We start from the raw sequence: 20,259 nt of genomic DNA on the forward strand, positions 1-20,259 counted from the left end.
CCGGCGGACAGGCGCATATCGGGCGACGCGGGGACGCAGGGGGTCGTATGGACAACCGGAGGCGGGCGGAGTTCTTCTCCACACCGAACCCCATCGGCGGGCCGCCGCGCGGGCGGTTCGGGTTGAACGCGCTGAGTCGACACCCGGTGCGGATCCTGATGGTGGCCGGCGGATTGATCCTGCTGGTGATCGTCTTCTTCGTGGCGCTGCTCACGGTGGACGGCGGCGGGTCCGGCGACAAGAAGAAGTCGGCGGACGCGACCGGCGGCAAGAGCTCGTCGGCCTCGCCGAGCGCGAGCAAGTCCGGTACGGGCAAGGCCACCACCGGGCCCGGGCAGAGCGCGGCGGGGCCCAAGCCGGGCTCGGTCGCGGCCACCGTGCACACCGGCGGCCAGTTGGTGCTGTACAAGGGCACGTCGTACCAGTCGGACAAGGTCGTGCAGATCAAGACCGGCACCGAGGTGCGCGCGAACTGCCACACGGAGGGTTCGATCGCCTACTACGCGGGCTCCTCCAGCAAGACCTGGGCGCAGATCGACGTGGAGGGCCGGACCGGCTTCGTGCCCGCGATATTCCTGGACACCGGCGGCGACCTGAGTAAACAGATCCCCGCCTGCACACATTGAGCGATCGCGGGGGCGCCTCGGAACACACTCCATCGGGTCGGTTGGATCACTAGCGTTCGGCGGGCGGGGCGGACCGAGATCGACTCCGGGGGAGAGCCCATGACCACGCTCGTCTTCGTGCACGGAACCGGGGCGCGGGACGTCACCGACTCGGCCGAATTCACCGGCGCGGTCAAGGCGTCGGCCGCCGGTGCCGACTACGACGTGATCGGCCGGGCCCCGAGAGCACGGCACATTCGGCCCCGGGGATGCGCCACGCCCGGATCCACGTCGACGATCCGGCCGCCGGCGCGCTCACGTCCTTTCCGGCCCGGGGCCGCCGGCCGCGCTCCGGGCGCGGGGTGACGTCGACCGCGCGCCACGGGCGGGACGGCCGCATCCACACGTCCCGACGGCGGCTGGGCGTCGACGACGCCACCATGCTGTACGGCGTCCGCGCCCGGGTGTTGCGCCGACCGCCCACACCGCGGCCCGGTGGCGCCGACCCGGCGTCGAGCGCCGCGGAACCGGCCCCGATGGACACCCCCGCGCAGAACGGCCGGTACTCGGGGATCACCCGGCCCGATCCCGGGGAACAACACACACCGGTAGCACCGGCAGGATTGATCCCCCCGCCCCCGACCCCCCGGCCGCCCCGCTGACATCGTGTGTGCGGGCACCGGGCCCGACCTCGACCGGCATCCCGCACGGAAAGGTTCACGTGGACGCGACCGACCGACACGACCGCCCCCGCGAGACCGCGGGCACGTTGCGGGCGCATTGGGCCTGGTACCACGACGGCGCGGTGCCGGCGTGCAGCGCGGGACCCGAACGGCGGGAGCATTTCGAGCGGTTGGTGCGACCCACGCTGGACGAGTACGCGCCGCCCGGCTGGGTCGGGGTGACCGGCGCCGGGCGCGAGGACTCGTTCGTCGCGATGACGCTGCGCGATCCGGAGGGGGTGCGCTACTTCACCGCGCCCTACGCCGAGATCGCCGCCGCCGGCGCCACGTACACCGCGCTGTGGCTGGCCTTTCGCGGCATCGACCTGCCCACCGACCGGGAACGGCCGCTCCGGGTACGGCTGCCCGGGCCGCCGCCGGCCGTCGGCCTGCACCCGGCCGACTTCGAATGGCTCGCGGGGGTCGCGGCGGCGGTTCTGGCCGGGCCCGTCGTGATCACCGGCGCCGACCGCCTGGACAGCCGGGCCCGGCTCGAACTCCTGGACCGGATCACCGCGTTGCTTCCGTACGGCTGCCGCGCCGGACTGCGCTTCGCCACCTCGCTCGGCCCCACCGGCCGACTGCGCCCCCGACTCGCCTTCGGCCGGGTGCCCACGCCGGGGACGGTCCGGGTCGCCCTGGACGGCGTGCCGGCCGTGCCCGACCTCCCCGCCGCCCGCGCCTACCTGGGCGAACTGACCATGCTGCGCCGCCGCATCGGGCTCGACCCGCTGGTGGCCGCGCTCGCGTCTCTGCGCGAGGCGGGCACGCCGGTGGCCGGGGACCGCCTGCTCGGGCTGCTCGCCGAGGTGGGCGCTCGGTTCGGACCGGACGCGGCAGCGGGGGGCGCCGGCGAATCGGGCGTGCGGGTCGGGCCGGCCCCGGGGTCGGAACCGGGCCGTGAGGCCGCCCGGTTCGCCGCCGGTGAGCCGGCCGGGCCGAGTTCGCGTGCGCCGGGCGTCGAGGCGCGGCCGACATCGGCACGGCCGTCGTCGCCGCCGGCTCGCCCGGCGCCCCCGCCCCCGGCGCCACCGGCGCCCCTGTCGCCGGTGGAGCGGCTGCTCGGCGGCGACGTCGCGCTGGCCGCGCCCATCGCCGAGCGCTGGCGGGCGGAGGACGGCGACGAGGTGACCCGGCACATGGCCGCCGCGCTGCGCGCGCGCCCGGCGAGCCTGGCGCTGGGGTGGAATACGGCGGTGGCGGCCGGGCGCGGGGATCGGCTCGTGCACGTCCTGCTCGGCCCGGTGCCGCCGCTCCTGGCCGGCTCCACCCCGCCCGCCGGCCTCGACGCGCGGGCCCTGCGCGTGCCCGAACCCTCGGTCAACGGCGCGGGGAAGGCCGACGCGGACGTGGTCTCGCCGGAGGCCCTGGTCGCCGACCTGTGCCGACTGCTGGGGCCCACCCCGACCACCGAGGTGCCCGCGCTCTACGACGCGCTGTGGAACCACCCCGTGGTGCTGCGCCGCCTCCTGGACACCGCGGGCGCCGACCTGGGCGCGTGGTTGGAGGTGATCCGGCCCTGGGACGACCGGGCTCCGGAGTGGTTGGCGCCGTACGCACTGCTCGCCGGCGAGCGGTTGCGACCGGCCGAGATCCCGCCCGCCGAGGCGGTGTTCACCCTGCGCGTGGCCGGACACACCGACACCGCCACGATCGCCGCGGTGCTGCACGACCTGTGGCCGGTCCTGGTCCCGCTCACCGAGCAGCGCGCCGACCCCGCCGCGCGCGGACTGGCCGCGCTCCTGGAGAAGCCGCTGGGCCCCGGGGCGCCGGTCGCCGCGCGGGTGCGGGCCGACGTTCTGCGGCTGGCGCTCGGCGGTGCGCCGACGGACGGGCCCTACGTGGCGGCCGATCTGTTGGCGCTGCGCCACGAGCCGGTCGCCGAGGGGCGGTTCGCCGGGTGGATCGCGGCGCTGCTGCGTGCGGTGGCGGTCACGCCCGAACTGCTCGGCGAACTGGTCCGTGCCGGCGATCCGGCGGTCACCGCCGCGGTCGCGGACGCGGTGCTCGCCGATGCGCGGCTCGCCGAACTGCCCGGCCTGGACGACGCGTGGTGGGCGGCGATCGCCCGGGCCCGCCCGGAGTTGGCCGGGCGCGCCGCGAGCGGCTGGTTCCGCAACGCGCTGCGCGGGGTGGACGCGGTGGCGGCGGCCGGGGTGTGGGCGGGCGAGATCGTGGACGGCGCGGCCCGCGTGCGGCGCGACCTGTACGTGCACGAGGTCGGCCGCTGGTGGCACGCCGCGCCCGACCGCGAACGCGACCTGCTGCTGCCGAGCCTGGAACGGGAGTTGATCGTGCGCGGCGGCACCCCGGCGCAGGCCCGGGAGGAACTGCACGCGATCCGGGTGTCGATCGCCGCGCACGCGTGGGGGCCGGAGGCCGCGGCGTCGATCGTCGAACGTGAGCAGGAGGAGTTCGAGACGTTCCGCCGCCACCTCAAGCAGTTGCGGACCGCGCTCAAGCACGGCGACGCGCTGCGGGTGCTGGCGATACCGGCGATCCTCGCGCTGATCGCGCTCCTGGCCGCGGTGCCGCCGGGTGATGCCGCGGCCGTCGCGCGCTCCACGACCGCGAGGACCGAACCGTCCGACCCCTATGGCGCCGAGCGGCTGATCACCGCCCTGGGCGCGGACCGGGAGCGGGTGAACTACGTGATCCTCGTGGACACCTCGGCCTCGATGCAGCGCACCGGGCGCTATGCCACGGCCAGGTCCGCGCTGACCGCGTTCCTGGCCCGGCTGTCCGCGCGCGACCGGGTCGCGCTGGTCACCTTCGACGGTGTGGCGACCGAGCATGGCAATGGTCTGGAGCCGGTCACCGACCCGGCCGCGATGGCCGCGCGCCTGCCCCCGCCGCGCCCGAGCGAGCCGGCCGACGGGAGCCCGGCGGGCGGTGCGCCGCCGATCGGGGCCGAGCCGCCGAGCGATGTGCACGCGGCCTTGGAGCGGGCGTTGGTCGTGTTGCGCACCTCCGCGCCGGACTCGGTCGACGGGGTCGTGCTGATCTCGGACGCGGCCCGCGACGCGGTGGGCCCGGACCTGCGCAAGGACTTCGACCGGCTCGGCGAGGAGGGCCGTGCGGTGTCCGGTTTCGCCGTGCCGCTGGCCAGCGACAGCAGCGCGGGACCGGCCCTGCAGCGGGTGTTGCCGAACACGCGGGTGCTGCGCGACGATCCGGCCGACCCCGGCGTCGCGCTGACCCAGGCGCGGACCGGTTTGTACCTGCGGCACGCGGCCCGGCTCGTCGACGCGGACCGGGACAAGGGTGTGCGGGCGACCTGGCTGGTGCCGCCGCCGGAGCAGCCGGACGCGGTGGACTGCCGTGCCTTCCGGCCGGTTCCGCCGGACCGGCGACTCGATCTGTCCTCGGGGCGCGAGATGTGCCTGCGCCTGGTGGCCGGCACCACCCGGGTGCCGCTCCAGGTGACCCGGTTGCGGGTGGACGGCGTGGGTGTGGTCGGCCTCAAGGACGGCGCGCCGCTGCTGGCTCCCGGGCAGCCGGTGTACTTCTCGGTCAATCTGGCCGCGCGTACGCACCGCACGGACGGCATGTGGGCGGACGCCGGTCACTACGACGCGCGGGCGCGCGTGGTGGGGGAGGTGCACAGCCCGCTGGCCGAGACGATCAGGGAGCAACTCCCGGACGCGCGGCTCGCGCCGCGCACGGACGTCGCGGGCGACGACCTGCTCTACCGGGGCGACGAGCGGGTGGACCTGAGCTGGTGGCCGTGGCTGCTCGCGGGCCTGGGCACGCTCGCCGTCGCCGGGGTGGCGTGGTTCGGATGGTTCTGGGTACGCCCACGTGTTCGACGTCGTTGGGTACGGTGAACGGCATGCGCATTTACGTCGTGGACGCGTTCACCGACCGGCCGTTCCGGGGCAATCCGGCGGGGGTGTGCCTGCCCGACGCGGCACATGCCGACGACGTCGCCTGGATGCAGTCGGTGGCGGCCGAACTGGGCTACTCGGAGACCGCGTTCGCGGTACCGGCCACGGGCGACGCGGCGGACTTCGGGTTGCGCTGGTTCACTCCGCAGACCGAGGTGGACCTGTGCGGGCACGCGACGCTGGCCACCGCGCACGTGTTGTTCGGGCAGGGGTCGGCGCCGGCGTCGCGGATCCGCTTCGCCACTCGCAGCGGGGTGCTGACCGCGTCGCTCGACAGCGCCGGCGTGGTCCTGGACTTCCCGGCGCTGCCGCCGCGCGAGGTGCCGATCCCGACCGAACTGGGCCTGGCCCTCGGGGTGGAGCCGATCCTGGTCGCCGCCGGCGGTGACGACCTGCTGGTGGAGGTGGCGTCGGCGGCGGCGGTGCGCACGGTGGCGCCGGACCTGGCGATGCTGGCCACGCTGCCGTATCGGGCGGTGATCGTCACCGCCGCGGGGGAGGGGCGGGTCGACTTCGTCTCGCGGGTGTTCGCGCCCTCGGTCGGCGTCGCCGAGGACCCGGTCACCGGCTCGGCGCACTGCGTGCTCGGCCCCTACTGGGCCCCGCGCCTGGATCGCCGCCGGATGACCGGCGGGCAACTGTCCGCGCGCGGCGGCACGGTCGGGGTGGAGCTGGTCGGCGACCGGGTACGGCTGTCCGGTGCGGCGGTCACCGTACTCGAAGGCGACCTGGTCACCGACTGAGCCCGGGGGCGACCGGCGGGCTTCTTCGCCCGACGCGGTGGTGGATCATTGCGCCCGTCGTTGCTAGCGTGCGGACACCACTAGATCTGACGAGCCGTCAGCTACCCCCGGGAGCCGCGCCGTGTCCGACGCCGTCAGCTACACCCCGTCCCACCTCGGCGTGTGCGTCACCGACCTGGATCGGGCGCTGCGCTTCTATCGCGACGGCCTGGGCTTCGCCCCCGTGGCCCGCTACGACGTGGGCAACGAGGTCGCACACACCCTGGAGGTCGAGGGGGACGTGCGCCTGGTCTCGCAGCTGATCGCCAAGGAGGGCATGGTCGTCGAGCTGCTGTACTACGCCTCGCCCGAACCGCAGGGCGAACCCTCGCGGCGGCGCAATCAGCTCGGCCTGACCCACCTGTCCTTCCTGGTCGAGGACGTGGACGCGGCCGCCGCCCGGCTGGTCGAACACGGCGGCACGCTGCTGACCGGGACCCGGGCGAGCCTGCCGAGCGAGACCGGATCGACCGAACTGGTGTTCCTGGCCGACCCGGACGGCACCCGGATCGAACTGATGCGCCTCGACGGCTGACCCGGCCGACCCGCGCGGCCGTCACGTCCTGCCCGCCGTCAACACGTCGCGGACACACCCGCGCAACCACGCGTGCCCCGGATCGGCGTCGTGGCGCGGATGCCAGGCCAGTCCCATCGGCAGCGGCGGCAATGACAGCGGAACCTCGAAGGTGCGCAACCCCCGAGCCTCGGTCAAGCCGATCAACTGCGCCGCGACCAGGCCGACCAGGTCGCCTTCCAGCAGGATGAACAGCGAGGACGGGTAGGTCGGCACGGCGCCCACCACCCGCCGGGTGAGTCCGAGTTCGGCCAGCGCGGTGTCCACCGGGCCGTGCAGCTTGCCGCGTCGGGACACGATCAGATGCTCGGCCGCGGCGAATCGCTCCGGCGTACACCGGCCGCGCAGGAGCGGGTGCCCGGCCCGGACGCAGCCGACCATACGGTCGTCGAACAGATGCTCGGTCAGCACCTCCGGCGCGGTGGCGTCGATCACGCCCACCTCCAGATCGGCGATCCCGTCACGGAGCGCCTCGGTGTCGGTGTGACTCTCCGCCAGGAACTTCAGCCGTACCCCCGGGGCCTCCCGCGCCGCGCGTGTGAACAGCTCCGCGGCGCAGGCCGCGGTGAACGCGTCGTGGGACAGCACGGTGAAGGTGCGGGACATCGTCCGCAGGTCCACCTCGCCGGCAGCGGTGAACAACGTCCGGGCGCGCTCCAGTACCACCCGCACCTCGGATCGGATGGCCAGCGCGTGCGGCGTGGGTACCATCGTCCGCCCGGCCCGGACCAGGACCGGGTCGCCCAGCGCCTTGCGGATCCGGCCCAGTGTGCGGCTCATGGCCGGCTCGGACAGGTGCATCCGCTGCGCCGCGCCGGAGACGCTGCACTCCTCCAGGAGCGCGTCGAGCGCGGTGAGCAGGTTGAGGTCCATCCCGGATTGCGTCACGCGCATCCTTTCCATGCGATACATGCATTGGAGTAAACCGGCGCCTCAGCCTACGGTGAAGGAGTCCGGACACGCAGTTCCCCGCACCACCCGTGCTTCCCTTCCTTCGCAGACAGTCAGTTCCTGGGGGACCCATGTCCACGTCCGTCCTGGGCACGTCGGCGCGGCGCGCCGACGGTGCCCAAACCGAACGCGCCGGCTCCTCGCGCGCCGTGCTGATCGCGATGTGCGCCTGTGTGCTGGTCGCGCAGAGCATGGTCGCCGCGATCAACCTGGCCATTCCGCAACTGGCCGCGTCCCGGCTGCATCCGTCCGCCGACAGCATCCTGTGGATCGTCGACGCGTACGTGATCGTCTTCGCCGGCCTGCTGATCCCCGCCGGCGCGCTCGGCGACCGCTACGGCCGCAAGGGCGCGCTGCTCGCCGGGCTCGGCGTGTTCGCGGCCGGGGCCGCGGTCAGCGCGCTCGCCACGAACTCCGCCACGCTGATCGCCGGTCGCGGCATCTCCGGCGCGGGCGCCGCGCTGATCATGCCCGCGACCATGTCCATCCTGATGCACGTCTTCCCGGCCGAACGCCGCCCGCAGGCGATGGCGTCCTGGACGCTCGCGGTCGGCCTGGGCGGCCTGCTCGGCAACGTCGGCGGCGGTCTGGTCCAAGAATACCTGCCCTGGCAGGGCCTGTTCTGGATCATGGTCCCGCTCGCCCTGGTGCTCGCCGCGGTCGTTCAGTGGGTCACCCCCCGCACCGAAACGCATCCGGCCGCGCTCGACCCGATCGGCGCCGCGCTGCTGATCGCCGGCCTGGTCGCGGTGTTGTACGGGATCATCGAGGGCCCGGAGTTCGGCTGGGGCTCCACGCACGTGATCGGCGGCTTCGCGCTGGGCGGCGGGCTCTTGCTCGGCTTCGTGCTGTACGCACTGCGGGCGAGGAATCCGCTGCTCGACCCGCGCGTGTTCAAGTCCGCCAAGTTGCGGGCCGGCGTGCTCGGAATCGGTGCGAGCTTCTTCGGACTGTTCGCGCTGTTCTTCATCAACGCCCAGTACCTGCAATACGTCAAGGGCTTCTCGGCCATGCGCACGGGCTTTGCGATCGTCCCGCTCACGGTCGGCATGGCGCTCGCGCCCAAGGTCGCGGTCAAGGCGCAACAACGCTTCGGCGCCCGGCCGTTGGTGGTGCTTGGCCTGGGCCTGATCGGAGTCGGGTTGTTGTGCATGGCGACGGTGGACGCCCGCACCCCGTACGCGGTCTACGCCGCCTACCTGCTGATCCTGTCCGCGGGCATGGGACTGTGCGCGCCCGCGCTGTCCTTCGGCGTGGTCTCCGAACTGCCCAGGCACCAGGCGGGGTTGGGCTCCGGTCTGAACACCGCCGCCCGGGAGATCGGCGCCGCGCTCGGGGTCGCGGTGTTCGGCACCATCCTGGCCGTGCGGTTCGACGGTCAGCCGGCGGTGGAACTGTCCAGGGCCCGCGGCGCGGAACACGCCCGCGTGGTGGACTCGTTCACCGACGCGATGTCGATGGGCCTGCTGGTGGTCGGCGTCCTGGTCCTGGTGGCCACCGCCGCGGTCGCGGTGGGCTATCGCGACCGGGCCGGCACCTCGGCCGTCCGCGTGTCCTCCGGGAGCGCCGCATGAGCTCCGAGACGAGTCGGCGCCGCGGGCCGATGAACCGACTGCTCGACCGGGTGTTCCTGTCCGGCACGATCGTCGAGACCGAGCCGATCGCGGCCCGGATGCGCCGGATCCGGATCGAGGACGCGGGGTTGTGCGGGGTGGCCTGCCGGCCCGGCCAGCAGGTCCGGGTGCATGTGAACGACGTGCTCTCGATTGCGGGTTGGCGCAAGGGGATGGGCAACCTGCTGCGCACCTACTCGGTCTGGGCCCACGACCCGACGGCCGGGACGCTGGATCTGTGCGTACTGGACCACGACGGCGGCACGGGCCCGGGAGCCGCGTGGGGCCGGGCGGCGCGGTGCGGTGACCGGATCCGGTTCGGCCGGCCCGAGGGCGGATTCGTGCTGCGTCCCGACGCGCCGTACCACGTGTTCGTCGGCGAGGAGACCGCGTCGGTGGCACTGGGCGCGATGTCGGCGGCGGTGGGCTCCGGGGCGCACGTGTACGGGGTGATCGAGACCGCGAGCGCGGCCGATCGGCTGCCGATGCCGCACGCCGAACGGCTCACCTGGCTCGAACGCGGCGACGCGTCGGCGGCGTCCTCGGCGCCCCTGGCCGAGGCGGTGGGCCGACTGGCGCTGCCCGCGACGCCCGGGATGGCCTATGTGGCGGGCGAGGCGAGGACGGTCAAGCTGGTCCGGGATCGCCTGGTCGCCGACCACGGCTGGGACCGCAGATCGGTGCTCACCAAGCCCTTCTGGTCGCCGGGACGCACCGGCATGGAGTAGCGGGCAGGGCGCGAACGGGCGCCGGTCGAGCCATGATCGGCTCGACCGGCGCCCACCCGCCTCTCCGGGCGCCGCCCTACAGCGTGAGCAACGCGCGGATCGGTCGGGTCGAGTCGGTCAGCGGGCGCAGCGCGAGCCGCAGGAGGGCGAGCGGATTGTCGTCGCCCGCGATCCGGTTCGCGCCCAGCTCACCGCAGGACCGGCACTGATGGATCAGCTGCCACTCCCCGTCCGCCCGAACGGACATGCTCAGCACGGTCATCCGTCCCCGGCACTCGGCCGCGCGGTCGCCCGGGACGCGGCGGTCGAGGTGCAGGCTGGTCAGACAGTGCGGACAGTGGTTGCGATGGGCCGTGCCGGGCGCCGCAAGCGGTACGTCGAGCCGGCACGCCACGCACCGGAACGCGTCGCCGCGCCCGGTCCGACCGTGCGTGACGTCCTTGTACCGCTGGGGGCGCCGGCCGCTCGACCTGTGTCGGCCCATGCTCACAGCTCCCCGAACACTTCGAGCGGGAACGGTGGTTGGGCCAGCGGTCGCACGGCCATCCGGATCAGGATCAGCTGGTTGTCGTCCGGCGCGATGGCACTGGAGGTCAGCTCGTCGCAGCGGATGCACCGATGCACGAGCATCCAGTCGCCGTTGCGCAGAACCGCGATCGAGATCGGCGACATGCGCGCGCCGCACTCGGACGGGCCGCCCTCGACGTGGTCCACCACGTGCCGCGAGTGCAGGCAGCTCGGGCAGTGGTTGCGCCGGTCGCCGGCGGGGTCGACGGTGGTCACGGTGAGGCCGCAGCGCACGCACCCGAAGGTGTCGACGCGCGGTGAAGTGGGGTGATTCCGGTCGGAATCGGTGGTGCCGGTGGACACTCGGGAATCTCCTTGCCGGGAGGTGGAAGCACTGACAGCAAGGAAGCGCCGAGCGGTCTCGGAAGGGTCGTCGTCGCGGTCCCTCACGCGCCGCGCGGTGCGCCGCGTGCGTGGACCGGCGAGCCCACCGGGGGATCAGTGCGGTCCGGGAGGTTTCCCGGTGTCGGATCCGACCGCGGTCGTACGAGGCGCGCTCGGCGCGGGCACGGGCATCAACACCTGATTTCGGTGGAAGGGGGCCGCGCGGGTCGGCGCGGGGCATGACGCGGCGAAGGTAACAGCGGGCGCGGAGCCGGTGCCAACGATTTTCCGCACGGTGGTGCGGCGGGTGCGGACGGGCCGCGGGCCGGGCGACGGGGCCGCCGGGCGGGCGATCGTTCCTGGCAGACTCGGCGGATGATCGTCAGACTCGCGCAGCAGGCCGATCGGCCCGGATTCCTGACCCTGGCCGCCGAGGTGGAGCACTGGTTCGGGCCGATGGTCGCGGAACCCGGCTTCCACGCGGCCCTGGACGAGCACGTGCGCGACGATCGGGCGCTGGTGGTGCCCGACGACGGGGATCCCGCCGGCGGGCTCCTGGGCGGCCTGCTGTTCGGCACCGAGGCGCCGGTGTACCGGGTGCACTGGCTGGTGGTGGCGGAACGCGCCCGGGGCGCGGGGTGGGTCGTGCGCTGATGGCCGAGGCGATGCGCCGATTCGGCCCCGGCACCGTCGAACTGGTCACCTTCGGGGCCGACCACCCGGGCGCGGTCGAGGGCGGCTCCCGCGCCTTCTACACCTCCCTGGGCTTCACCCCCGCCGAACCCGCCGCACCCGGCCCCGAGGGCGGCTCCCGCCAGGTGTTCCGCCGCACCGTCGAGCGGGACGTTTCCCTGCGCCCCTAGGTCCTGTCCGGCGGATCTTGGCGGGGCCGCGCCGCCCGGCACCGCACCTCCGTGGGCAGTACACCTGGCGCGTGGCTCGGGCCCGCCGCCCGCGTGTGGGCGGCGGGCCCGGTGGGTCACACCACGCCGAAGGCGGTCATCGCGTCGGCGACCCGCAGGAAGCCGGCCACGTTGGCGCCCAGGACGTAGTCGCCCTCGCGGTCGTGCTCGGCGGCGGTCGCCAGGCACGTGGCGTGGATGTCGCGCATGATCGCGCCGAGCCGGGCGTCGGTGTCGGCGAAGCTCCACGAGGTGCGGGCCGCGTTCTGCGCCATCTCCAGCGCCGAGGTGGCCACCCCGCCGGCGTTCGCCGCCTTGCCCGGGGCGAACGGCACGCCCGCCGCCTTGAACACGTGCACCGCCTCCGGTGTGCACGGCATGTTGGCACCCTCCGCGACCGCCATCAGACCGTGCTTGACCAGGTGCGCCGCGGCGGCCCCGTCCAGTTCGTTCTGCGTCGCGCAGGGCAGCGCGACGTCGCACGGGACCTCCCAGACGGAGCCGCCGTCGACGTAGCGCGCGTGCGCCACCCGGTCGGCGTACTCGGCGATCCGCCCGCGCCGGGTCAGCTTGATCTCCTTGAGCAGGTCCAGGTCGATGCCCTTGTCGTCGACGATGTAGCCCGCCGAGTCGGAGGCGGCGACCACCCGCGCGCCGAGTTCGCGGGCCTTCTCGATCGCGAAGACGGACACGTTGCCCGACCCGGAGACCACCGCCCGCCGGTCCATCAGGTCGTCGCCGCGCACCCGCAACATCTCGGCCAGGAAGTAGACGCAGCCGTAGCCGGTGGCCTCGGTGCGCACCTGCGACCCGCCCCAGCCGAGCCCCTTGCCGGTGAGCACCCCGGCCTCGTAGCGGTTGGTGATCCGCCGGTACTGGCCGAACAGGTAGCCGATCTCCCGACCGCCGACCCCGATGTCGCCGGCCGGCACGTCGGTGTGCTCGCCCAGGTGCCGGTACAGCTCGGTCATGAACGACTGGCAAAAGCGCATCACCTCGGCGTCGGAACGACCCTTGGGGTCGAAGTCCGAGCCGCCCTTGCCGCCGCCGATGCCCAGGCCGGTGAGCGCGTTCTTGAAGATCTGCTCGAAGCCGAGGAACTTCACCACGCTCAGGTTCACCGACGGGTGGAAGCGCAACCCGCCCTTGTACGGGCCGAGCGCGCCGTTGAACTCGACGCGGAAACCCCGGTTGACCCGCACCCGACCGGAGTCGTCGGTCCACGGCACCCGGAACATCAGCTGCCGCTCCGGCTCCACCAATCGCTCCAGGAGCGCCGCGTCGGCCAGCTCGGGACGCCTGGCCAGCACCGCGCCGAGGCTCTCCAGCACCTCGTGCGCGGCCTGGTGGAACTCGGGCTCGCCGGGGTTGCGGCGCAGCACTTCGTCGAAGGTCGCCGCGGCCGGTCCGGTCAGCTCGGCGAATGCCTGGGGGCTCATGGGTGGTTGTCCTTTCGTCGAACGGGCCCGTCGCGCGCGATCGGGTGCGGTTACGCTATCCGCCGCGCGGCCCGTTCCGATCCGCGCCGGACCGTGACGCCGGTCAGAGGGAACGCCCTCAGTGATCGCGAACCGTGACCTGGGATGCTGCATTCCGTGTGGCCCAAAAGACTTGATGCAGCGTCACTTCCCGTGGCGGCCCTGGCGACGGTGCTCCTCGCGTCCGGATGCGGATCCGGCGGCGGGGGCGACTCCGGCGGCGGGGGCGACTCCGGCGCGCCGTCCGCGCCGTCCGCCCGATATGCACCGATCGAGGTGGGGGTGCCGGATCCCAAGCTCGCGGCCCCGGTTCCGGCGCCGCCGTGCGACCCGAGTCGGAGCCTGACCCCCGCCGGCCCGCCCCGGGCGGGTGCGATGCCGGCCGGCTCGACGATGCGCGCGATCCAGGACCGGGGTCGGCTGGTGGTCGGCGTCGACCAGAACACCCGGATGTTCGCCGCGCCCAACGAGGACACCGGAACACTGGAGGGCTTCGACATCGATCTGGCCCGGAAGGTGGCCGAGGCGATCTTCGGCGACGCCGACCGCATCCAGTTCAAGACCATCCCGCCGGGTCGACGGATCGACGTCCTGCTCAAGAACGAGGTGGACATGGTGGTGGACGCGATGACCATCACGTGCGAGCGCCGGCAGCAGGTGGACTTCTCCGCGGTCTACCTGGAGGACGCGCTGCGCTTCCTGGTGCCGAAGCACTCGAAGGTGCAGAGCCTGGACGACCTGGCCGGGAAGTACGTGTGCGTGTCCTCGAACACCACGCCGGAGCGCCGGGTGGCCGAGTCCAAGGCCAAGGTCTACGCGGTGTCCGACCGGACCGACTGCCTGGTCGCGCTCCAGGAGGGCCGGGTCGCCGCGGCCTACACCAACGCCTCGCTCCTGGAGAGTCTGCGTGAGCAGGATCCGAAGCTGGAGGTGACGGGACCGAAAGCCGTGGAGGAGGTCAAAGGCATCGCGATACCCAGGGGCCAGGACGATTTTGTGCGTTTTCTCAACGCGGTGATGGAACGTATGAAGACCGATGGCACCTGGCAGCGGCTCTACGACACGTGGCTCGCTCCGTCGCTGGGCGCGGCCAAACCGCCCGCGACCACCTATCGCGACTGACCGGGGCGGGCAGGCGCCGATCGTGGTGCCGTGATCGGGGTGGACGGCCGCTGTGGCAGCGGTTACTGACGATGCGTCAGGTCGCTGCTACGTTGCCGCCCATGTTCCTTTCCCTCGGACTGCCCACGCACCTGGTCGAGGCCGGCGCCGATCTGATCGGCGCCGAGGCCGTGATGGAGATGTCCCGCGCGGCCGAGTCCGCCGGGTTCGACGCGGTCTTCACCACCGACCACCCGTTCCCCGGCGACCGCTGGCTTGCTCACGGCGGCCATCACACGCTGGACCCGATGGTCACGCTGTCCTTCGCGGCGGCGGCCACCACCCGGCTGCGCCTGCACACCAACCTGTTCGTCCCGGCGTACCGCAATCCGTACCTGTCCGCGAAGATGATCTCCTCGCTGGACGCGCTCTCCGGGGGTCGGCTGATCCTGGGCGTGGGTGCGGGCTACCTGGAGCCGGAGTTCGCCGCGCTCGGCGCCGACTACGCGAATCGCAACGACGTGCTGGACGACGCGCTGCGGGCGATGCGCGCGGCCTGGACGGGGGAGAGCGTCGGCGGGAACACGATGCGGCCGCGGCCCGCGCAGGACCGCATCCCGGTGTGGGTGGGTGGCAACAGCAAGCGGGCGATCCGCCGGGTGGTGGACCTGGGCGACGGCTGGCTGCCGATGCCCGCGCCGGCCGGCGCGTCCCGGCACCTGAAGACCCCCGGCCTGGAGACGCTGGCCGACCTGGCCGCCCGGCTCGACTACGCCCGGGAGTACGCCGCCTCGGTCGGCCGCACCGACCCGATCGACATCACCTTCATGCCCCGCGGGATGAGCATGTTCGACGGCGACGGGTTCGATCCCGAGGCGATCGTGGCCGACCTGACCGAGCAGGCCGCGGCCGGGGTCACCGGGGTGACACTGACGCTGCCGGCCACGACACGGGCGCAATACCTGGAGCAGACCGCGGCGCTCGGCGAGTCGGTGGTGCCGAGGGTGAAGGCGCTGACGGTGCGCCCGCTGCTCGGCTGAGCGCGGGCGCCGGGCGCCCCACGACACGCGGGCCGGGCGTCGCGACGACGCCGGCCCGCGGGCTCGGCCGACCGGCGGCCGGCGCCGGATCACTGCCGGTAGGACCCGATGAACTCGCCGATCCGGGTGATCGCGTCGGTCAGGTCGTCGACCTGGGGGAGGGTCACCACGCGGAAGTGGTCCGGCTGGTGCCAGTTGAATCCGGTGCCCTGCACGACCAGGATCCGCTGGCTCTGCAGCAGGTCGAAGACGAACTTCTCGTCGTCGACGATCTTGCACACGTCCGGATCGATCCGGGGGAACGCGTACAGCGCGCCCTTGGGCTTGACGCAGGTCACGCCGGGGATCGAGGTCAGCGCCTCGTACGCGGCGTCGCGCTGGGCGTGCAGCCGGCCGCCCGGCAGGATCAGGTCGTTGATGCTCTGGTAGCCGCCGAGCGCGGTGGCGATCGCGTGCTGCGAGGGCACGTTCGCGCACAGGCGCATGTTGGCCAGGATGTTCAGGCCCTCGATGTAGCTGGTCGCGTGTCGCTTGGGGCCGGACAGCATCAGCCAGCCGGACCGGAAGCCGGCCACCCGGTACGCCTTGGACAGGCCGTTGAAGGTCAGGCACAGCAGATCGGGCGCGAGCGAGGCGATCGGGACGTGCACGGCGTCGTCGTAGAGGATCTTGTCGTAGATCTCGTCGGCGAGGAGGAGGAGTCCGTGCCGGCGGGCCAGGTCGACGATGCCCTCGAGGATCGGCTTCGGGTAGACCGAGCCGGTGGGGTTGTTCGGATTGATCACCACGATCGCCCGGGTGCGGTCGGTGATCTTGGCCGCGATGTCGTCGAGGTCGGGATACCAGTCGGCGCCCTCGTCGCACAGGTAGTGCACCGGGGTGCCGCCGGACAGGCTCACCGCCGCCGTCCACAGCGGGTAGTCCGGCATCGGCACCAGCACCTCGTCGCCGTTGTTCAACAGCGCCTGGAGTGCCATCACGATCAGCTCGGAGACGCCGTTGCCCAGGTAGACGTCGTCGACGTCGACACCCTCGATGCCGCGCGTCTGGTAGTGCTGGACCACGGCCCGGCGGGCGGAGAGCACACCCTTGGAGTCCGAGTAGCCCTGCGCGGCCGGCAGGCTGCGGATCATGTCGTGCAGGATCTCGTCGGGTGCCTCGAAACCGAACGGCGCGGGGTTGCCGATGTTCAGCTTGAGAATCCGATGCCCCTCGTCCTCGAGGCGTTTCGCCTCGTCGAGAACCGGGCCCCGGATGTCGTAACAGACGTCCGCGAGCTTGCCCGACTGGCGCAGCTCGGGCATCGGACGACTCTGCGGCTGCGACAACTCTTCGACGCTCACCTGGATATCTCCTCCTCGCAGGGCGGTCGCCCGCGCGACCTCGAACACACGGCGAGCGGGCGATCCTGCGAGTCTTCCACGCCGGCGGTGCGGAACGCAGTGGGATATCTGCCACGTGGGCGGCTCGGAGCCCGCTCGTGACCGGTCCGGCACCCCCTCGTGATCGGTCCGGCGCCCCTTCACGACCGGTCCGGTGCCCCCCTCGTGACGCCGTCGATCGGCCGCCAAGTGTTCATCCGAGCGTTGCCCGCGTGGCAGATCCAAATCACTCCGTGGCGCCCTCGTGGTGTCACCCTGCCGCACATGGACGTGTCGTACTTCTACGGAACAGCGGGCGAAATCGACGCCGCGAGTCTGTACCGGCTGCTGACGCTGCGCAGCCGGGTCTTCGTGGTCGCACGCCGGCAGCCCTGGCTCGATCCCGACGGCCGCGACATCGAGCCCGGGACCGCGCACCTGTGGGCGGAAGCGGACGGCGTGGTGGTGTCCACGCTGCGACTGACCGAGGAGGGGGACGGCCTGTTGCGGATGGGCCGCGTCTGTACGCTCCTGTCCCACCGGCGCCAGGGGCACGCGACGGTATTGGTTCGACACGCCCTGGTCCTGGCCGGTCCGCGACCGGTGATCGCCGACGTGTACGCGCGCAGCGCCGAGTGGTTCACCCGGCGCGGCTTCGAGCCGCGCGGCGGGCGCACGGTGGTGGAGGGCGAGGCGCACACCTCGATCCAGCACGTGCCGGCGGCCCGGCGCGCGGCGGCGGTACAGGCGGGCGGGAGCGGGGCCGGGCAGCGCGGCGGCGGGTACGTGCCGGCCTGGGCGTCGACCTGAGCCGAGGCCGGCTCCGGGAGACCGGATAACCGGCGGCCTCGGCGGCCCCACGGCGCGGCCTCGACGTGTTTGGATGGGTCCTCGCGTCGGGGAGGGATCGGCCATGCGATTTGTGGTTCTGGGGGCCGGAGCGATCGGCAGCGTCCTCGGCGCCCGCCTCGCCAGGGCGGGGCACGACGTGCATCTGGTCGGTCGGCGGGCGCACGTCGACACGATTCGCGCCCACGGCCTGCGGGTCCGCACGCCCGACGGCGAGGACGTGGTCCGCCTCGACGCGGTGACCACGATCGCGGCCCTCGCGGCGCGGCCGATCTGGTCCGAGGTGGACGCGGTCGTGTTGTGCGTCAAGTCGCAGGACACCGCCGGCGCGCTGCGCGAACTGGCCCGACACGCCGAACCGGAGCTGCCGATCCTGTGCGCCCAGAACGGGGTGGCCAACGAGGACACCGCGCTGCGCATGTTCGCCAACGTGTACGGCGTGCTGGTCGCCTGCCCGACCGCCTATCTGGAACCGGGCGTGGTGCGCGCTTACTCCGCGCCGGTGACCGGGGTGCTGGACATCGGCCGGTATCCGCACGGTCGGGACGCCTTCGCGGCCCAGGTGTCACGTGTCCTGTCCGGCGCCGGATACGGCTCCGAGGTGTACGCGGACATCACCGCGTACAAGTACGGCAAGCTCGTCACCAACCTGGGCAACGCGGTCGAGGCGCTGTGCGGCCCGAACGCGCGCGGCGGGAATCTGGACCGGCTGGCCATGGACGAGGCCCGCACGGTGCTCTTCTCGGCCGAGATCCACGCCGAGTTCGCCCCGGTCAGCCCGCTCGTCCAAGTCCGCCCGGTGGGCGGCGAGCGGCGGCCCGGCGGCTCGTCCTGGCAGAGCCTGTACCGCCGCACCGGCGGCATCGAGACCGACTATCTCAACGGCGAGATCGTGCGCCTCGGCCGACTGCACGGGGTGCCGACGCCGGTCAACGCCGAACTCCAGCGGGCGGCCAATCGCCTGGTCGTGTCGGGGGGCGAGCCCGGCTCGGTATCCGAACTGGAACTGCTGCGAGCGGTGGTGGACGGGCGGGGGCCGGGCCCGGGGCATCGAAAGACGGACTGAGCGACCGCGCCGGTGTGCCGGGTGGGGCCGACCCGGGCCGTGCCCATCAGGGAAAAGCCGGTGACCCCGGCGCGTGGGATCGCTAGCCTGACGGTCCGTCGGCGGTGTGCCGACGTGCCGACCGGTGACTCGGGCGGCGCCGTGCCCACGACGCGTGCGCGAAGGAGTGAGCCCATGGGAGAGCAGCCGACACGTTCGCGCGCCGTCGCCCTGGCGGCCGGCTCCGAGCCATAGGGCCGGTCGCCGGAGCCGCCGCAATGCCCTCGGGGGGACCCCACGATGACCGACGCGGACACACTGCCCACCACCCCGTCCCTCGAGGATTGCCTCGCCGTGCTCGGCGCGCTGTCCGACCTCGCGCCGGACGCCCCGGAGCGGCGCGCGATCGAGCGGGCCCTGGCGTCCTTCAACCGCTCGGGCCGCCACCGTCGCCGCGCCGAGCAGCGCGAACTGCGCACCCGGGAGCGGACCGAGGTGACCGAGCGGACCGCGCTCGGCGCCGCCGACCGGGTAGAGGACGTCGCCTTGGACGACAGCGGGCTGCCCACCTGCGTCGGCGTGGTCGAGATGGGCCTGCGCTGCTACATCTGCAAGCAGCCCTATCGACGCGTCGACGGCTTCTACCACCGGCTGTGCCCGTCGTGCGCGGCGGAGAACCGGGAGCGCCGACACGCGCGCACCGACCTGAGTGGCCGGCTGGCGCTGGTCACCGGCGGGCGGGTGAAGGTCGGCCACGAACTGGTGCTCAAACTGCTGCGCGACGGCGCGGAGGTGATCGTCACCTCCCGGTTCCCGCACGATACGCGCCGACGATTCGCCGCCGCGCCCGACCACGACCGCTGGGCGCACCGGCTGCGGGTGCACGCGATCGACCTGCGCGATCTGGGCGGGCTCGTCGCGTGGTGCGATCGCCTGGTGGCCGAGGGGCGCCCCCTGGACATCCTGGTCAACAACGCCGCGCAGACGATCCGTCGACCCGCGTCGGCGTACGGGCCGCTGCTCGCGGCGGAGCGGGTGGCGTTGGGCGCGGGCGCGTTCGTTCCCCGGTTCGAACTCGGCGCGGCGCCGGGGGCGCTCGTACCCGGGTACGAGCCGGGGTCGGATCCCGTTCCGGTGGACCCGGCCGGGCTGATCCCGGACCGCGCCCCGGCCAACTCCTGGTCCAAGCAGGTGGACGAGGTGGATCCGGTGGAACTCCTTGAGGTGCAACTCGTCAATGTGACCGCCCCGTTCGTGCTGGTGGGCCGCCTGCTGCCGCTGTTGCGCGCGGCTCCGGCCGAGCGGCGCCACATCGTCAACGTGTCGGCGGTGGAGGGCCAGTTCGGGCGCGCGTACAAGTCGCCCGGGCACCCGCACACCAACATGGCCAAGGCCGCGCTGAACATGCTCACCCGCACCAGCGCCGAGGAACTGGCCGCCCAGGGCGTGTACATGACGAGCGTCGACACGGGGTGGATCACCGACGAGAAGCCGGCCCCGGACAAGGAGCGGGTCGCCGCGGCCGGGTTCCGCACGCCCCTGGACATCGTGGACGGCGCGGCCCGGGTGTACGACCCGATCGTGCGCGGGGAGCGGGGGGAGGCGCCGTTCGGCTGCTTCCTCAAGGATTATCGGGTCGCGCCCTGGTGAGTCGGGTCGCCGGGTGATTCGGGTCGCTCCGGTGATCGTTCACCGAGCGAGCCCGCAACGCGCCGCGGCGGTCGGTCGTG

General features: G+C 73.2%; 17 protein-coding genes and 1 pseudogene. 13 read left to right on the forward strand and 5 right to left on the reverse strand.

Going from position 1 to position 20,259, the window contains the following annotated elements; genetic code table 11:
* Positions 1-47 precede the first annotated feature (47 nt).
* The 5 genes from ACH4XV_RS04880 to ACH4XV_RS04900 all read left to right on the forward strand — a co-directional run bounded on the left by ACH4XV_RS04880 (position 48) and on the right by ACH4XV_RS04900 (position 6,531).
* Positions 48-626: a hypothetical protein gene (locus ACH4XV_RS04880; protein ID WP_395786813.1), complete on the forward strand. Its 579-nt coding sequence runs from the start codon at positions 48-50 to the stop codon at positions 624-626.
* A 99-nt stretch (positions 627-725) separates the two neighbouring features.
* A complete protein-coding gene (locus ACH4XV_RS04885; protein WP_395786814.1) occupies positions 726-971 on the forward strand; it encodes a hypothetical protein in 246 nt (81 codons plus the stop codon).
* Positions 972-1,326: 355 nt separating this feature from the next.
* The gene (locus ACH4XV_RS04890) at positions 1,327-5,154 is read left to right on the forward strand and encodes a VWA domain-containing protein (RefSeq protein WP_395786815.1); all 3,828 of its coding nucleotides are present in this window, start codon (positions 1,327-1,329) and stop codon (positions 5,152-5,154) included.
* A gap of 5 nt (positions 5,155-5,159) precedes the next feature.
* Positions 5,160-5,957 carry a PhzF family phenazine biosynthesis protein gene (locus tag ACH4XV_RS04895; protein WP_395786816.1) on the forward strand — a complete coding sequence of 266 codons (798 nt, stop codon included), beginning with the start codon at positions 5,160-5,162 and terminating at the stop codon, positions 5,955-5,957.
* A gap of 121 nt (positions 5,958-6,078) precedes the next feature.
* On the forward strand, positions 6,079-6,531 hold the full coding sequence (locus ACH4XV_RS04900) for a VOC family protein (RefSeq protein WP_395786817.1): 453 nt from the start codon (positions 6,079-6,081) through the stop codon (positions 6,529-6,531).
* 21 nt (positions 6,532-6,552) lie between these two features.
* On the opposite strand, the gene ACH4XV_RS04905 is transcribed toward ACH4XV_RS04900, so the two are convergent.
* Complete coding sequence (locus ACH4XV_RS04905; RefSeq protein ID WP_395786818.1) at positions 6,553-7,464, reverse strand: LysR family transcriptional regulator; 912 nt, start codon at positions 7,462-7,464, stop codon at positions 6,553-6,555.
* Positions 7,465-7,592: 128 nt separating this feature from the next.
* On the opposite strand from ACH4XV_RS04905, the gene ACH4XV_RS04910 reads away from it, so the two are divergent.
* Together ACH4XV_RS04910 and ACH4XV_RS04915 are read left to right on the forward strand one after the other, a co-directional pair.
* Positions 7,593-9,095: an MFS transporter gene (locus tag ACH4XV_RS04910; protein ID WP_395786819.1), complete on the forward strand. Its 1,503-nt coding sequence runs from the start codon at positions 7,593-7,595 to the stop codon at positions 9,093-9,095.
* On the forward strand, positions 9,092-9,862 hold the full coding sequence (locus tag ACH4XV_RS04915) for a siderophore-interacting protein (protein ID WP_395786820.1): 771 nt from the start codon (positions 9,092-9,094) through the stop codon (positions 9,860-9,862). The genes ACH4XV_RS04910 and ACH4XV_RS04915 overlap by 4 nt, the downstream gene beginning before the upstream one ends.
* 76 nt (positions 9,863-9,938) lie before the next feature.
* Here ACH4XV_RS04915 and ACH4XV_RS04920 read toward each other — a convergent pair whose 3' ends face one another.
* Together ACH4XV_RS04920 and ACH4XV_RS04925 are read right to left on the reverse strand one after the other, a co-directional pair.
* Positions 9,939-10,346 (reverse strand): RNHCP domain-containing protein, encoded by a 408-nt coding sequence (locus tag ACH4XV_RS04920; RefSeq protein WP_395786821.1) that lies wholly within the window; start codon positions 10,344-10,346, stop codon positions 9,939-9,941.
* 2 nt (positions 10,347-10,348) lie between these two features.
* The gene (locus tag ACH4XV_RS04925) at positions 10,349-10,732 is read right to left on the reverse strand and encodes an RNHCP domain-containing protein (RefSeq protein ID WP_395786822.1); all 384 of its coding nucleotides are present in this window, start codon (positions 10,730-10,732) and stop codon (positions 10,349-10,351) included.
* Between the two features lie 396 nt (positions 10,733-11,128).
* Between ACH4XV_RS04925 and ACH4XV_RS04930 the strand changes: the two are divergent.
* Positions 11,129-11,616, forward strand: a pseudogene (locus tag ACH4XV_RS04930) (GNAT family N-acetyltransferase).
* 116 nt (positions 11,617-11,732) lie between these two features.
* Here the strand turns inward: ACH4XV_RS04930 and gdhA are convergent.
* On the reverse strand, positions 11,733-13,094 hold the full coding sequence (gene gdhA, locus ACH4XV_RS04935; protein WP_395786823.1) for an NADP-specific glutamate dehydrogenase: 1,362 nt from the start codon (positions 13,092-13,094) through the stop codon (positions 11,733-11,735).
* A 192-nt stretch (positions 13,095-13,286) separates the two neighbouring features.
* On the opposite strand from gdhA, the gene ACH4XV_RS04940 reads away from it, so the two are divergent.
* A complete protein-coding gene (locus tag ACH4XV_RS04940; RefSeq protein WP_395786824.1) occupies positions 13,287-14,255 on the forward strand; it encodes a glutamate ABC transporter substrate-binding protein in 969 nt (322 codons plus the stop codon).
* 101 nt (positions 14,256-14,356) lie between these two features.
* Positions 14,357-15,274 (forward strand): LLM class F420-dependent oxidoreductase, encoded by a 918-nt coding sequence (locus ACH4XV_RS04945; RefSeq protein WP_395786825.1) that lies wholly within the window; start codon positions 14,357-14,359, stop codon positions 15,272-15,274.
* Positions 15,275-15,363: 89 nt separating this feature from the next.
* Here ACH4XV_RS04945 and ACH4XV_RS04950 read toward each other — a convergent pair whose 3' ends face one another.
* A complete protein-coding gene (locus tag ACH4XV_RS04950) occupies positions 15,364-16,578 on the reverse strand; it encodes a pyridoxal phosphate-dependent aminotransferase (protein ID WP_380000878.1) in 1,215 nt (404 codons plus the stop codon).
* 342 nt (positions 16,579-16,920) lie between these two features.
* Here ACH4XV_RS04950 and ACH4XV_RS04955 point away from each other — a divergent pair, with 342 nt between their 5' ends.
* The 3 genes from ACH4XV_RS04955 (at position 16,921) to ACH4XV_RS04965 (ending at position 20,179) form a co-directional block, all read left to right on the forward strand.
* Positions 16,921-17,445: a GNAT family N-acetyltransferase gene (locus ACH4XV_RS04955; protein ID WP_395786826.1), complete on the forward strand. Its 525-nt coding sequence runs from the start codon at positions 16,921-16,923 to the stop codon at positions 17,443-17,445.
* 103 nt (positions 17,446-17,548) lie between these two features.
* Positions 17,549-18,550, forward strand: a complete 1,002-nt coding sequence (locus ACH4XV_RS04960) for a ketopantoate reductase family protein (RefSeq protein ID WP_395786827.1) — start codon at positions 17,549-17,551, stop codon at positions 18,548-18,550.
* Between the two features lie 279 nt (positions 18,551-18,829).
* Positions 18,830-20,179 carry an SDR family NAD(P)-dependent oxidoreductase gene (locus ACH4XV_RS04965; protein ID WP_395786828.1) on the forward strand — a complete coding sequence of 450 codons (1,350 nt, stop codon included), beginning with the start codon at positions 18,830-18,832 and terminating at the stop codon, positions 20,177-20,179.
* Positions 20,180-20,259 lie beyond the last annotated feature (80 nt).

The organism is Embleya sp. NPDC020630 (assembly GCF_044334985.1).
Lineage (GTDB): Bacteria > Actinomycetota > Actinomycetes > Streptomycetales > Streptomycetaceae > Embleya.

Coding starts and splice junctions, on each gene's coding strand:
- ACH4XV_RS04945 (WP_395786825.1), top strand. CDS start 14,357: ATGTTCCTTTCCCTCGGACTGCCCACGCACCTGGTCGAGGCCGGCGCC.
- gdhA (WP_395786823.1), bottom strand. CDS start 13,094: ATGAGCCCCCAGGCATTCGCCGAGCTGACCGGACCGGCCGCGGCGACC.
- ACH4XV_RS04965 (WP_395786828.1), top strand. CDS start 18,830: ATGACCGACGCGGACACACTGCCCACCACCCCGTCCCTCGAGGATTGC.
- ACH4XV_RS04880 (WP_395786813.1), top strand. CDS start 48: ATGGACAACCGGAGGCGGGCGGAGTTCTTCTCCACACCGAACCCCATC.
- ACH4XV_RS04920 (WP_395786821.1), bottom strand. CDS start 10,346: ATGGGCCGACACAGGTCGAGCGGCCGGCGCCCCCAGCGGTACAAGGAC.
- ACH4XV_RS04915 (WP_395786820.1), top strand. CDS start 9,092: ATGAGCTCCGAGACGAGTCGGCGCCGCGGGCCGATGAACCGACTGCTC.
- ACH4XV_RS04905 (WP_395786818.1), bottom strand. CDS start 7,464: ATGCGCGTGACGCAATCCGGGATGGACCTCAACCTGCTCACCGCGCTC.
- ACH4XV_RS04885 (WP_395786814.1), top strand. CDS start 726: ATGACCACGCTCGTCTTCGTGCACGGAACCGGGGCGCGGGACGTCACC.
- ACH4XV_RS04910 (WP_395786819.1), top strand. CDS start 7,593: ATGTCCACGTCCGTCCTGGGCACGTCGGCGCGGCGCGCCGACGGTGCC.
- ACH4XV_RS04895 (WP_395786816.1), top strand. CDS start 5,160: ATGCGCATTTACGTCGTGGACGCGTTCACCGACCGGCCGTTCCGGGGC.
- ACH4XV_RS04960 (WP_395786827.1), top strand. CDS start 17,549: ATGCGATTTGTGGTTCTGGGGGCCGGAGCGATCGGCAGCGTCCTCGGC.
- ACH4XV_RS04955 (WP_395786826.1), top strand. CDS start 16,921: ATGGACGTGTCGTACTTCTACGGAACAGCGGGCGAAATCGACGCCGCG.
- ACH4XV_RS04950 (WP_380000878.1), bottom strand. CDS start 16,578: ATGCCCGAGCTGCGCCAGTCGGGCAAGCTCGCGGACGTCTGTTACGAC.